The organism is Pseudomonas sp. NPDC089918 (assembly GCF_050280605.1).
In the GTDB taxonomy this organism is placed as follows: domain Bacteria; phylum Pseudomonadota; class Gammaproteobacteria; order Pseudomonadales; family Pseudomonadaceae; genus Aquipseudomonas.
The window spans coordinates 90,342-102,147 of record NZ_JBNNVP010000011.1 but is presented as its reverse complement, the minus strand read 5'-3'; the positions used below and the strand labels follow the sequence as shown (position 1 = coordinate 102,147).

Sequence of the window (11,806 nt, the reverse complement as noted above, 5' to 3'; positions counted from 1 at the left end):
GGCTAGCGTCGTGCGCGCTGCTAGACTCGAAACAATCAGATGAGACTTGCATATGGCCCTAGACCGCTTCGGCTTTTTAATGACGGCCCTGTTGCTGACCGCGTTTACATTACCGGCAGCCTACGCCGATTCGCTTGAAGCCGCGCTGATCAAAGCGGCCCCCAATGCCAACGCCAAGGTGATTGCCCTGGCCGTACGCGCTTCCCAATGCAGCCGGGCCCAAAGCGCGGCCCCGGTGCAAAGACTAGCAGTCATCGATTATTCCCTGCCCTCGACCGCGCAACGCCTTTGGGTATTCGACCTTAAACAACGCAAGTTGTTGTTCCACGAACTGGTCGCCCACGGTCGCAACAGCGGCGAAAACATGGCCCGTCAGTTCTCCAACCGCAATGCCAGCTTCGCCACCAGTCTGGGTTTGTACCGAACTCAGTCCAGCTATGTCGGGCAGAACGGTTATTCATTGCGCATGGAAGGTCTGGAGCCGGGTTTCAACGACAACGCTTTCGAGCGGGCGATCGTTATTCATGGTGCGCCGTATGTCAGTCCTGACCTGGCGCGGGCGAATGGCCGAATCGGCAGAAGCCTGGGTTGCCCGGCTGTTAGGCCTGCGATTGCGCATCAGCTGATCGACTCGATGAAGGACGGGCAGTTGCTGTTTTCTTACTATCCGGATCAGCGCTGGTTGAAGTCTTCTTCGTATATCAATTGCGGTAACGCGACCGTGGCAGACTCGTCCAAGCCGAACAGAAGTCACTAAACGCAGAGTGAAACTGTCAGAAATGTAATCTTGGCCTCAGTCTGCTGAAAGGCGCCGCCCGTTAGCCTTCACCTCATTAAGTTCTCCTCCCTCCGCTCAGGATGGACTTGAGGGCTTCACCAGGTTGACGTACGGGAAAAACGGCATGCATTCCAACACCTCAAGACGCACTTTCGTGAAGGGCCTGGCCGCGGGTGGAGCCCTCGCGGGCCTCGGGCTGTGGCGCACGCCGGTCTGGGCGGTCAGCAGCCCCGGCGAACCGAACGTGCTGGCCGGTACCGAGTTCGACCTGTACATCGGCGAAACCCCGGTCAACATCACCGGCAACCCTCGAACCGCGATGACCATCAACGGCGGCATTCCCGGCCCTCTGCTGCGCTGGCGTGAAGGCGACACCGTCACACTGCGGGTAAAAAACAAACTCAAGGACAGCACCTCGATTCACTGGCACGGCATTCTGCTGCCCGCCAACATGGACGGCGTGCCGGGGTTGAGCTTTCACGGGATAGAACCGGATGGCATGTACGTCTACCAATTCAAGGTCCGGCAGAACGGTACTTACTGGTATCACAGCCATTCCGGCTTTCAGGAACAGTCCGGGGTTTACGGGCCATTGGTGATCGACGCCAGGGAACCGGAGCCTTTCCAGTACGACCGCGATTACGTGGTGATGCTGACCGACTGGACCGATGAAGACGCGGTCGGCCTGATGAGCAAACTCAAGAAACAATCCGACTATTACAACTACCACAAGCGCACCGTGGGCGATTTCATCCACGACGTCAGCGAGAAAGGCTGGGGCTCGACAGTTGCCGATCGCAAGATGTGGGCCGAGATGAAGATGAACCCCACCGATCTGGCCGACGTCAGCGGCGCCACGTACACCTACTTGATGAACGGCCAGGCGCCGAACATGAACTGGACTGGCGTGTTCCGCCCCGGCGAAAAGCTGCGACTGCGCTTCATCAACGGCTCGTCGATGACCTACTTCGACGTGCGCATCCCCGGCCTGAAAATGACCGTGGTCGCCGCGGATGGCCAACACGTCAAACCAGTGAGCGTCGACGAATTCCGCATCGCGGTGGCGGAGACGTTCGATGTGATCGTCGAGCCGACCCAGGACGCCTACACCCTGTTCGCCCAGTCGATGGATCGAACGGGTTTTGCACGAGGCACCCTTGCGGTGAAGGCCGGCTTGTCGGCGCCAGTGCCTCCGCTGGATCCGCGACCGCTGGTGACCATGGATGACATGGGCATGGGCGGGATGGATCACGGCAGCATGGGCGGCGATATGGCGGGTATGGACCACAGCACCATGCAAGGCATGACGGGCATGGATGGCGGTGACATGCAGGGCATGGACAACATGGCCGGCATGGATCACAGCAGCATGGCCATGGGCGGCATGGCCGGTATGCAATCCCACCCAGACACGGAAAAAGACAACCCGCTGGTGGACATGCAAGCCATGAGCACCTCGCCGAAACTTGACGACCCGGGCCTGGGCCTACGCGACAACGGTCGCCGCGTGCTGACCTACTCCGACCTGCGCAGCACCTTCGAAGACCCGGATGGCCGCGAGCCCGGTCGCACCATCGAGCTGCACCTCACCGGCCACATGGAGAAGTTCGCCTGGTCGTTCAACGGCGTGAAATTCTCCGACGCCGAACCGCTGCGACTCAAGTACGGCGAGCGAATTCGTGTGGTGCTGGTGAACGACACGATGATGACTCACCCCATTCACCTGCACGGCATGTGGAGCGACCTCGAAGACGAGAACGGCCAGTTCATGGTGCGCAAGCACACTATCGACATGCCGCCGGGATCAAAGCGCAGCTACCGGGTCACCGCCGACGCGCTCGGTCGCTGGGCCTATCACTGCCATCTCCTGTATCACATGGAAATGGGCATGTTCCGTGAAGTTCGCGTGGAAGAATGAGGCGCTACCCATGACCAGACTGATTCGCTCTACCCGCCTCGCTTTGGCACTCGCTGGCTTCACGGCTTCTTCGGCCATGGCCGCTACCGACGATATGCAGGGCATGGACCATAGCCAGATGCCGGGCATGGATCACAGCCAAATGCAGAGCATGGACAACGGCCAGATGCAGCCCGCCGCGCCGACCCAAAGCCGCACGCCGATCCCGGTATTGACCGACGCCGACCGCGCCGCCGTCTACGCCAGCCCCGCCGGCCACGCCGTGCATGACACCGCGCTCAACTATTACTTGCTCGCCGACAAACTCGAATGGCAGGACGCCGACGACGGCAGCGCATTGGCGTGGGATCTGTCCGGCTGGATCGGCGGCGACATCGATCGCCTGTGGCTGCGCTCCGAAGGCGAACGCGTCAATGGCAAAACCGAAGACGCGGAAGTCCAGGCTCTCTGGGGCCACGCCATCTCCCCCTGGTGGGACGTGGTGACCGGCGTGCGCCAGGATTTCAAACCCGGCGATCCGCAAACCTGGGCCGCGTTCGGCGTGCAAGGCATGGCGTTGTACAACTTCGAAACCGAGGCCACGGCCTTCATCGGCGAAGGTGGCCAGACCGCCGCACGGCTGGAGGGCGACTACGACATCCTGCTCACCAACCGACTGATTTTGCAGCCGACCGCCGAGCTCAACGTCTACGGCAAAAACGACCCGCAACGGGGCATCGGCTCCGGGCTCTCCAACACCGAAGCCGGCCTGCGGCTGCGCTATGAAATCCGCCGGGAATTCGCGCCTTACATCGGGGTGACCTGGAACCGCACCTACGGCAAAACCGCCGACTACGCCAAGGACGAAGGCGAGGACCGCAGCGAAGCCCGCCTCGTGCTCGGCGTTCGGTTGTGGTTCTAAACGCTTTAACTCAAAAACCTAAAAACCAACCGCTTAAAGCGGTAAGAGGCCTTGCATGCGCACAATCAAAACCACCGCTGTTGCCATCGCACTTTCAACCGGGCTGCTCATGAGCGCACTGGCTCAAGCCCACCCGAAACTGCTCTCCTCTACCCCGGCCGAAAGCGCGGAAGGCGCGGCGCCGAGCAAGATCGAACTGCACTTCTCCGAAAACCTCGTGACCCAGTTCTCCGGCGCCAAACTGATCATGACCGAAATGCCCGGCATGGCCCACTCGCCCATGCCCATGAAGGCCAAAGTCTCCGGCGGCAGCGACCCGAAAACCATGGTCATCACCCCGCTCTCGCCACTGCCCACCGGCAGCTACAAAGTCGAATGGCGCGCCGTGTCTTCGGACACTCACCCGATCACCGGCAACGTTACGTTCAAAGTGAAGTGATTGATGAGCGACTCGGTCAGCATTGCCCTGCGCTTTGCGTTGTATGTGGATTTGATGCTGTTGTTTGGGGTGGCGCTCTTTGGGCTGTACAGCCTTAAAGGACAGGAGCGGCTGTCGGGAGCGGTGTTGCCGTTTCGGCCGATGTTGGCGGGGACGGCAGTGCTGGGGGTGGTGTTGTCCGTCGCGAGCATGGTGATGATGGCGAGTGCCATGAGCGGGGAATCGGACTTCGCCGAGCTGCGTCCGCACATCGAGATGATGCTGTTCGAGACGAATGTCGGGCTGGCTTGGGGGGTTCGCATTGTTGCGCTGGTCATCGCAGGTTTAGTGGTGATGCTCCGTGCACCTGGTTTCAGTTTATGGGTTGCAGCTTTTGCCGGCGGTGTTGCCCTTTCCAGCCTGGCCTGGAACGGGCATGGCGCTATGGATGAAGGCAGTCGTCGTTTCTGGCATTTCACGGTGGACATTCTGCACCTGCTGACGGCAGGGGCCTGGCTTGGCGCATTGATGGCGTTTGCGCTGATGGCAAGAATCAACGCCCTGCACACTGAAGCGCGCATCAGGTTGCTGGCCCGCGCCGTTAATCGATTTGAGGTGATTGGCGCGGCCATCGTGGTGGTCATTACGGTGACAGGGGTTGTGAATTATCTGTTCATTGTCGGGCCGAAACTGGACGAGGTATTTCTCAGTACTTACGGGGTTTTGCTGTTCATCAAAGTGGTGCTGTTTGCAGGAATGCTCGTGCTCGCCGCGTTGAACCGGTTTCACCTTGGGCCGTTATTGGAGCGATCGTTGCGGGACGGGCAATACGCCGTCGCCGCTAATGCGTTGCGGCGCAGCGTGCTGGTGGAATGGGTGGCTGCTGTGGTGATCGTGGGGTTGGTGGCCTGGCTCGGAACGTTGAGCCCGGAGATGGAAATGGCAGCGCAATAAGCCTGAAGAGATCGTTTGATATGGATCAATAACACGCTGCGGCCATGGCGTAATTTCAGGCTCATGCCCTTGATGGGGAAATACGACATGTTCTGATCAGCGGCCATCTGGCGGCGGCTGATCAGCCCTTACTCTCTGGAGATTGCCATGCACGCCTACATTAAATCGCTCGCCGCTCTGATCGTCTGCAGCCCGTTGATGGCCCTGGCAGTCGACGAACATCACCCCGACCAGCCGCCAGCAGCACCGATGGCAACTACCACCACCCCAGCCATGCCCATGCAAGACAAGGCCATGAGCGAACAGATGCAGAAAATGCAGGCGGCCCACGACAAAATGATCGCCGCCAAAACCCCGGCCGAACGCCAGGCGGCAATGCAGGAAGCCATGACCACGATGAAAAACAGCATGGGCATGATGCACGACCATTGCACAGGCATGGGGATGGGGATGGGCAAGGGCATGTCCGGCAGCAAGGACGGCTCGGGCACAGCGATGATGGACATGATGATGAAAATGATGGATCAGCAATCCAGCATGATGAAGATGCCGATGGGCCAATAAATCTCACTTCGTCGGAATGGAGCTCGCCACATGAACCACTCACCACCCTCGCCGCCTCCAGCCTCCTCCTTCTGGCGCAGTAAACCCGGCATCGCGCTGGGCATGCTGCTAGTAATCGGCCTGTTTTACCTGGCCCGCGAGCATTACGGCCATATCTCCCCGATTCTGCCCTACCTGATTCTGTTGCTGTGCCCGTTGATGCACCTGTTTGGCCATCACCACGGCGGCAGGCGCTGACCCATGCATCGCCATAACGGACATCCGGATGACCTCAAGTCACCTGCTCAGACGGAGCAGGCACCGGAGTCGGCGGCGACCGAAAAAGAGTACACCTGCCCCATGCACCCGGAAATCCGCCAGCGCGGCCCGGGTACATGCCCCAAGTGCGGCATGACCCTGGAACCGGTATTGCCCGAACTGGAGGAAGCAAGCAATCCTGAGCTCGAGGACTTTTCCCGGCGCTTCTGGTGGACCCTGCCGCTGACTCTGGCAGTGACTGCACTGGCCATGGGTGGTCATGGCTTGAATCTGTTTCACGGTGCCACACAGAACGGGGTCGAATTGGTGCTCGCCGCGCCTGTCGTGCTGTGGGCCGGCTGGCCGTTCTATGTGCGCGGCGTGCGCTCGATCATCCAGCTCAGCCCCAACATGTGGACGCTGATCGGCCTCGGCACCGCCGCAGCCTTCCTCTACAGCCTTGCCACCACGCTGGCACCCGGCCTGTTTCCAGCCACCTTCATGATGGATGGCCGGGTTGGCGTGTACTACGAAGCGGCGGCGGTGATCATCTCCTTGACACTGCTCGGACAAATGCTCGAACTCAAGGCGCGCTCACAAACCTCTGCCGCGATCAAATCGCTGCTTGGCCTGGCGCCCAAGACCGCGCTCCGGATCAACGCCGATGGCAGCGAAGCGGACATTGCCCTGAGCCATGTGCACAGCGGCGACACCTTGCGTGTGCGCCCCGGCGAGAAAGTCCCGGTCGACGGTGTGGTGCTGCAGGGTGAAAGCGCGGTGGACGAGTCCATGCTCACAGGCGAGCCGCTCCCCGTGATGAAACGCCCTGGTGACGGACTGATCGGCGCCACCCTCAATACCCACGGCAGCCTGGTGATGCAGGCGCAAAAAGTAGGTTCAGCGACCGTGCTCGCGCAAATTGTGCAGATGGTGGTTCAGGCACAACGCTCCAAGGCACCGATGCAACGCCTGGCAGACGTGATTGCCGGCTACTTCGTCATGGTAGTGATCGCCATCGCCGTTCTGACCTTTGTCGGCTGGGGGCTGTGGGGACCGCAACCGAGCTGGGTGTTCGGCCTCATCAATGCGGTGGCCGTGCTGATCATCGCCTGCCCGTGCGCTCTGGGCCTGGCCACACCCATGTCGGTGATGGTCGCCACCGGCAAGGCTGCCGGCAGCGGCGTGCTCTTCCGGGATGCGGCGGCGATCGAGAACCTGCGCAAGGTCGACATCCTGATCGTGGACAAAACCGGCACTCTTACCGAAGGTCGCCCGGCGTTCCACAGCGTCGAACCTGCGCCTGGCTACAGTGCTGACGAAGTGCTGCGCCTGGCCGCCAGTCTCGACCAGGGCAGTGAGCACCCGTTGGCCCACGCCATCGTCGAGCGCGCTCGCGCCAACGGACTGGTATTGAGCACAGCGCAGACGTTCGAATCGGCGTCAGGGATCGGCGTGCGCGGACAAGTCGACGGGCACCGTGTTCAACTGGGCAACACCGCCCTGATGGCTGAAGCCGGCGTCGCCATCGAAGCCCTGCAGCCCCACGCCGAGCAGCTGCGCAGCGACGGAACCAGCATCATGTACCTGGCCGTGGATGACGTGCTCGCGGGGCTACTCGCCGTCGCCGACCCGATCAAACCCACCACCCGGCTCGCCGTCGAACGCCTGCAGGCCGATGGCGTGCGGGTGATTATGGCGACCGGGGACGGCCTCACCACCGCCCGCGCCGTCGCCCGCCAACTGGGCATCGAAGAAGTCCACGGCGAGGTCAAACCACAGGACAAGGAACGCTTGGTCGCCGGATTGCAGGAACGCGGGCACCGTGTGGCAATGGCCGGCGACGGCATCAACGACGCCCCGGCCCTGGCCCGTGCCGACGTCGGTATCGCCATGGGCACCGGCACCGATGTTGCCATGAACAGCGCTCAGGTGACCTTGGTCAAGGGCGACCTGCTCGGCATTCTGCATGCCCGCAGCCTCTCGGTGGCAACCGTACGCAACATGCACCAGAACCTGGCCTTTGCCCTGGCCTACAACGCCATGGGCATCCCCCTCGCCGCCGGGTTGTTCTACCCGTTGACCGGGCATCTGTTGTCCCCGTTGGTGGCTGCACTGGCCATGAGCGTGAGCTCTGCCTCAGTGGTGTTTAACGCCTTGCGCCTGCGCCAGGCCTCGATTGACTGAGCACGAAACAAGCGCTTGACCTTGCCATCGTGACAAGGTCAACGATGACTTCAAGCGCTGATGGGCGCCGCCACCAAAGAGGTTTATCCATGAACAGTATTGAGTTGCACGTCGAAGGCATGAGTTGCAGCAGCTGCGTCAAACACGTCAACGCGGCGCTGCAACCGCTGGCGGGAGTTGGCGAGGTGACGGTCGATCTGGCCCATGGCCGGGTCAAGGTGACGGGCGATATACAAAGCAACACCCTGATTTCTGCGCTGACGGAGGCTGGTTATCCGGCAAGCCTGTTGGCCGCAGACAGTCACGAGCAGGTCAGGAAAACGTCCGGGTGCGGTGGGGCCGGTTGTTGCTGTCGTTGAAGCCCGGGCCATCGGAGGAAGTCGTGGCATCATCATCCAGTGTGCGGCCGCTGCGACCTCTTTATTGTGATGGATGACAGTCAAGAAGTGGATCGCGTCGATTCTGGGCGCTGCTTTTTCCTTCCGTTCTCGCTGACGGATATTCGGCAGATCAAATAGTGCATATAAACATAAACTTGATATTTCAATTTTTTCCAAGGGCGGCAAATTTCCTGAGGTGAGTGCTTTGTGCTCACCTATACTAAAAAGGTTAAATAGTACTGGCGAGTGTGTTTGACAAGGTATTGAAATTTAAAGGTGCAGGAACCCGTGATGGTTTGGTCATAACGAGGATTTAATATGAACGTCTTATTAAAAGAACTTCAGGCCTATCATCATGAAGTGGCTATGAAAATTACTCAGATCAAAGAGTTGCTGAGGAAAATAAGGCATGAATCCGATGGTGCTGATGACTGCAAGCTGTTGTTCAAGATGCTGGAAGCCTTGCATGGTGATGCAGAGCGACACCACCATGAAAATGAAGAACTTATTCGGCTGGCCTTGCTAACGACTGAGGCACCGATCCACCAACGGGTCAAGGATATAGAGCGAGATCATCAGGCATTTGGGCGCATTGCCGGACAGCTGAAGATGTTGGAGGACACAACTCAGGAAACGAGAGTCATTGCTGACACTATCGATGATTTCATCAAAAAATATTACGATCATATGGACGCTGAGGAAAATATTTTCTTTCCGGTGGCAGATAAGTGGCTGTCAGACAACCAGTGGCAGGAAATCAAGCGTCAATGGCATTAAGAAGTAATGAAAGTGGTGGACACCGAGTTAAAATTACTTAAATAAAACCCACCACAGCTACATATATCGGCAATTGGTCTGATGGGTTCTGCTGGATGGACAAACCCGAGACTGGAACCACGGGTTTATATTCAGTTCCCGCCTGACGGCATTCAAGACTTCGATTTTGTTGCTGATCCGCCCCAAGGAACTGTTATACAGGTCATCCTTCCCATCGACGCATCAAAGCGTTGGAAAGAGCCGCCACTCGATAAACTCAAGGGAGTAAGAGTCCACTCTGCCAGCAACTCGATTGAAGCGCATCTTAAGCATTCGAAGTCCTTGGCTTGTGGATAAACAACTAATGTGAAGGGATACGTGTCGGGCCTTGCCTGACACGTACCATGCGCTGGAGTGAATGGGGTATTGGGACAGTAGATGACAGCCGAGAAGCGCTTTCACTACACTGACTCCCGCTTGAACCCCACTCCATCACAAAAGCCCGATAATAATGAAAACCATAAAAAGCACCATGATGCTCTGTGGCCTGCTCGCGCTAGCCAGCGGCGTTCAGGCAGAGCAAACCCCTTCCCATCTCGACACCGTCCTGCAACAAGGCCAACTGCGCGTTTGCACGACGGGCGACTACAAACCCTATACCTTCAAAGGTGAAGACGGCGAATACTCGGGGATCGACATCGCCATGGCCCGCTCGTTGGCCGACAGCCTGGGCGTGAAGGTCGAGTGGGTCCAGACCACCTGGAAAACCCTGATGCCCGACATGCTCGCGGGCAAATGCGACATTGGCGTCGGCGGCATCTCCGTCACGCTGGAACGCCAGAAAAAAGCCTTCTTCAGCACCACGCTGGATGTCGACGGCAAAATCCCACTGGTGCGCTGCGAAAACCAGGCGCAATACCAGACCATCGAACAAATCAACCAACCTTCCGTTCGCCTGGTCGAACCGGCCGGCGGCACCAACGAAGCCTTCGTCCATGCCTTCCTGCCCAAGGCGCAGCTGCGGCTTCACGACAACGTGACCATCTTCCAGGAGTTGCTGGATAAGAAGGCTGACGTGATGATTACCGATGCTTCGGAAGCGCTGTATCAACAGAAACTTAAACCGGGCCTTTGCGCGGTCAACCCGACGCAATTTATGCAGTATGGGGAGAAGGCTTATCTGCTGCCGCGCGATGACATTAGTTGGAAGTTGTATGTCGATCAGTGGCTGCACTTGGCCAAGGTGACGGGTAATTACCAGAAAATTCTGGGTCAGTGGATAGCGGTGCCAGAGGCTAAATAGCTCGCCGCGACACATTCCATGTAGCAGCTGGCGAAGCCTGCGTCCGGCTGCGCAGCAGTCGCAAAATCAGAACTCGCGATGCATCAGGCAGATCACGCAACGGCGGGACTGATTTATTTACTCGCGATTTAGAACCCAGGCCCTGGCAGCCTCTTTTCGGGCGAAGGTCTGGCTCTCTTGGTAAACTTGCGCACCATCGCGAAACAGGCGTATCTGTGCCGTGTAACTGGTGCTGCCGTCGATGCGTTTTCCTGCTCTGATCGTGGCCATGGTCAACTGGTACAATTGCTAAAAGAGGGTGGTACGTACCAACGCCCCTCCAAAAAACGCCCATTTACCCCCGAAAACCGGCTTTAAACACGTAGAGCAAAATGTCAAAGAATTCAGCTACATACCCAGTAAACTCAAGCTCTACAGTGTCTAGACGCTTTAGCGTCGCCCCCATGATGGATTGGACCGATCGCCACTGCCGCTTCTTCCTGCGCCTGCTCTCCAAGCACGCCCTCCTCTACACCGAAATGGTCACCACCGGCGCGCTCCTCAACGGCGATCACGACCGCTTCCTGCGTCACAACGAAGCCGAACATCCGCTCGCCCTGCAACTCGGCGGCAGTGTCCCGCTGGACCTGGCAGCCTGCGCACGCATGGCCCAGGACCATGGCTACGACGAGGTAAACCTAAACGTCGGCTGCCCAAGTGATCGGGTGCAGAACAATATGATCGGCGCGTGCCTGATGGGGCATCCGCAGTTAGTGGCCGATTGTGTGAAGGCGATGCGTGATGCGGTGTCGATTCCAGTGACGGTGAAGCATCGGATCGGGATTAATGGGCGGGACAGTTACGAGGAGTTGTGTGATTTCGTCGGTACGGTTCGGGATGCCGGGTGCACGAGTTTTACCGTGCATGCGCGGATTGCGATTCTGGAGGGGCTGTCGCCGAAGGAGAACCGTGACATTCCACCTCTGCGCTATGACGTGGCGGCGCGGTTGAAGACGGATTTTCCGGAGCTGGAGATTATTCTCAACGGCGGGATCAAGACGCTGGAGGCCTGTCACGAGCATTTGCAGACGTTTGACGGCGTGATGCTGGGCCGTGAGGCGTATCACAATCCTTATGTGATGGCTGAGGTGGATCAACAGCTATTCGGCAGCAAGGCGCCGGTGATCAGCCGGGCCGAGGCGCTGGCGCAGTTGCGGCCTTATATCGCCGAGCATCTGCTGGCGGGTGGGTCAATGCACCACATCACCCGGCATGTGCTGGGGCTGGGCACCGGGTTTCCGGGGGCGCGGAAGTTTCGGCAGCTGTTGTCGGTGGATATTCATAAGGCCAAAGAGCCTTTGGCGTTGCTGGATCAGGCGGCGGAGTTGTTGGAGGGGCGTTAACCGTCACCTGCGTTGAACCTGTCCCCTATTT

12 protein-coding genes and 1 pseudogene are annotated in these 11,806 nt (G+C 58.9%); 12 read left to right on the top strand and 1 reads right to left on the bottom strand.

Translation table 11 applies throughout. The features are described 5' to 3' along the window. Window positions 1-52 precede the first annotated feature (52 nt). The 11 genes from ACQKPC_RS10745 to ACQKPC_RS10695 all read left to right on the top strand — a co-directional run bounded on the left by ACQKPC_RS10745 (window position 53) and on the right by ACQKPC_RS10695 (window position 10,393). Window positions 53-757, top strand: a complete 705-nt coding sequence (locus tag ACQKPC_RS10745; RefSeq protein WP_218399143.1) for a murein L,D-transpeptidase catalytic domain family protein — start codon at window positions 53-55, stop codon at window positions 755-757. Window positions 758-902: 145 nt separating this feature from the next. Further along, window positions 903-2,696: a copper resistance system multicopper oxidase gene (locus ACQKPC_RS10740; protein ID WP_427624516.1), complete on the top strand. Its 1,794-nt coding sequence runs from the start codon at window positions 903-905 to the stop codon at window positions 2,694-2,696. 10 nt (window positions 2,697-2,706) lie between these two features. Next, window positions 2,707-3,597 (top strand): copper resistance protein B, encoded by an 891-nt coding sequence (locus tag ACQKPC_RS10735; protein ID WP_427624515.1) that lies wholly within the window; start codon window positions 2,707-2,709, stop codon window positions 3,595-3,597. A 55-nt stretch (window positions 3,598-3,652) separates the two neighbouring features. Further along, window positions 3,653-4,036, top strand: coding sequence for a copper homeostasis periplasmic binding protein CopC (copC, locus tag ACQKPC_RS10730; RefSeq protein ID WP_427624513.1), 384 nt, complete (start codon window positions 3,653-3,655; stop codon window positions 4,034-4,036). 3 nt (window positions 4,037-4,039) lie between these two features. Next, complete coding sequence (gene copD, locus ACQKPC_RS10725; protein WP_427624511.1) at window positions 4,040-4,969, top strand: copper homeostasis membrane protein CopD; 930 nt, start codon at window positions 4,040-4,042, stop codon at window positions 4,967-4,969. 147 nt (window positions 4,970-5,116) lie between these two features. Further along, window positions 5,117-5,533 (top strand): hypothetical protein, encoded by a 417-nt coding sequence (locus ACQKPC_RS10720; protein WP_427624510.1) that lies wholly within the window; start codon window positions 5,117-5,119, stop codon window positions 5,531-5,533. 30 nt (window positions 5,534-5,563) lie between these two features. Continuing rightward, the gene (locus ACQKPC_RS10715; RefSeq protein WP_427624509.1) at window positions 5,564-5,770 is read left to right on the top strand and encodes a DUF2933 domain-containing protein; all 207 of its coding nucleotides are present in this window, start codon (window positions 5,564-5,566) and stop codon (window positions 5,768-5,770) included. A gap of 102 nt (window positions 5,771-5,872) precedes the next feature. Then, the gene (locus ACQKPC_RS10710) at window positions 5,873-7,954 is read left to right on the top strand and encodes a copper-transporting P-type ATPase (RefSeq protein WP_427624555.1); all 2,082 of its coding nucleotides are present in this window, start codon (window positions 5,873-5,875) and stop codon (window positions 7,952-7,954) included. A gap of 89 nt (window positions 7,955-8,043) precedes the next feature. Then, window positions 8,044-8,313, top strand: a complete 270-nt coding sequence (locus ACQKPC_RS10705) for a heavy-metal-associated domain-containing protein (protein ID WP_008076002.1) — start codon at window positions 8,044-8,046, stop codon at window positions 8,311-8,313. Between the two features lie 339 nt (window positions 8,314-8,652). Then, the gene (locus ACQKPC_RS10700; protein WP_427624508.1) at window positions 8,653-9,111 is read left to right on the top strand and encodes a hemerythrin domain-containing protein; all 459 of its coding nucleotides are present in this window, start codon (window positions 8,653-8,655) and stop codon (window positions 9,109-9,111) included. A gap of 490 nt (window positions 9,112-9,601) precedes the next feature. After that, entirely contained in the window at window positions 9,602-10,393 is a 792-nt protein-coding gene (locus ACQKPC_RS10695) for a transporter substrate-binding domain-containing protein (protein WP_427624507.1), read from the top strand. A 120-nt stretch (window positions 10,394-10,513) separates the two neighbouring features. Here ACQKPC_RS10695 and ACQKPC_RS10690 read toward each other — a convergent pair. After that, a pseudogene (locus tag ACQKPC_RS10690) lies at window positions 10,514-10,663 on the bottom strand (site-specific integrase); the annotation flags it as partial. Between the two features lie 101 nt (window positions 10,664-10,764). Here ACQKPC_RS10690 and dusA point away from each other — a divergent pair. Next, on the top strand, window positions 10,765-11,775 hold the full coding sequence (gene dusA, locus ACQKPC_RS10685) for a tRNA dihydrouridine(20/20a) synthase DusA (protein WP_427624506.1): 1,011 nt from the start codon (window positions 10,765-10,767) through the stop codon (window positions 11,773-11,775). Window positions 11,776-11,806: the final 31 nt, after the last annotated feature.

Excerpts from the sequence above, each read along its gene's own strand:
- dusA (WP_427624506.1), top strand. The coding sequence starts at position 10,765 with ATGTCAAAGAATTCAGCTACATACCCAGTAAACTCAAGCTCTACAGTG.
- ACQKPC_RS10710 (WP_427624555.1), top strand. The coding sequence starts at position 5,873 with ATGCACCCGGAAATCCGCCAGCGCGGCCCGGGTACATGCCCCAAGTGC.
- ACQKPC_RS10735 (WP_427624515.1), top strand. The coding sequence starts at position 2,707 with ATGACCAGACTGATTCGCTCTACCCGCCTCGCTTTGGCACTCGCTGGC.
- copC (WP_427624513.1), top strand. The coding sequence starts at position 3,653 with ATGCGCACAATCAAAACCACCGCTGTTGCCATCGCACTTTCAACCGGG.
- ACQKPC_RS10740 (WP_427624516.1), top strand. The coding sequence starts at position 903 with ATGCATTCCAACACCTCAAGACGCACTTTCGTGAAGGGCCTGGCCGCG.
- ACQKPC_RS10745 (WP_218399143.1), top strand. The coding sequence starts at position 53 with ATGGCCCTAGACCGCTTCGGCTTTTTAATGACGGCCCTGTTGCTGACC.
- ACQKPC_RS10705 (WP_008076002.1), top strand. The coding sequence starts at position 8,044 with ATGAACAGTATTGAGTTGCACGTCGAAGGCATGAGTTGCAGCAGCTGC.
- ACQKPC_RS10715 (WP_427624509.1), top strand. The coding sequence starts at position 5,564 with ATGAACCACTCACCACCCTCGCCGCCTCCAGCCTCCTCCTTCTGGCGC.
- ACQKPC_RS10720 (WP_427624510.1), top strand. The coding sequence starts at position 5,117 with ATGCACGCCTACATTAAATCGCTCGCCGCTCTGATCGTCTGCAGCCCG.
- copD (WP_427624511.1), top strand. The coding sequence starts at position 4,040 with ATGAGCGACTCGGTCAGCATTGCCCTGCGCTTTGCGTTGTATGTGGAT.
- ACQKPC_RS10695 (WP_427624507.1), top strand. The coding sequence starts at position 9,602 with ATGAAAACCATAAAAAGCACCATGATGCTCTGTGGCCTGCTCGCGCTA.
- ACQKPC_RS10700 (WP_427624508.1), top strand. The coding sequence starts at position 8,653 with ATGAACGTCTTATTAAAAGAACTTCAGGCCTATCATCATGAAGTGGCT.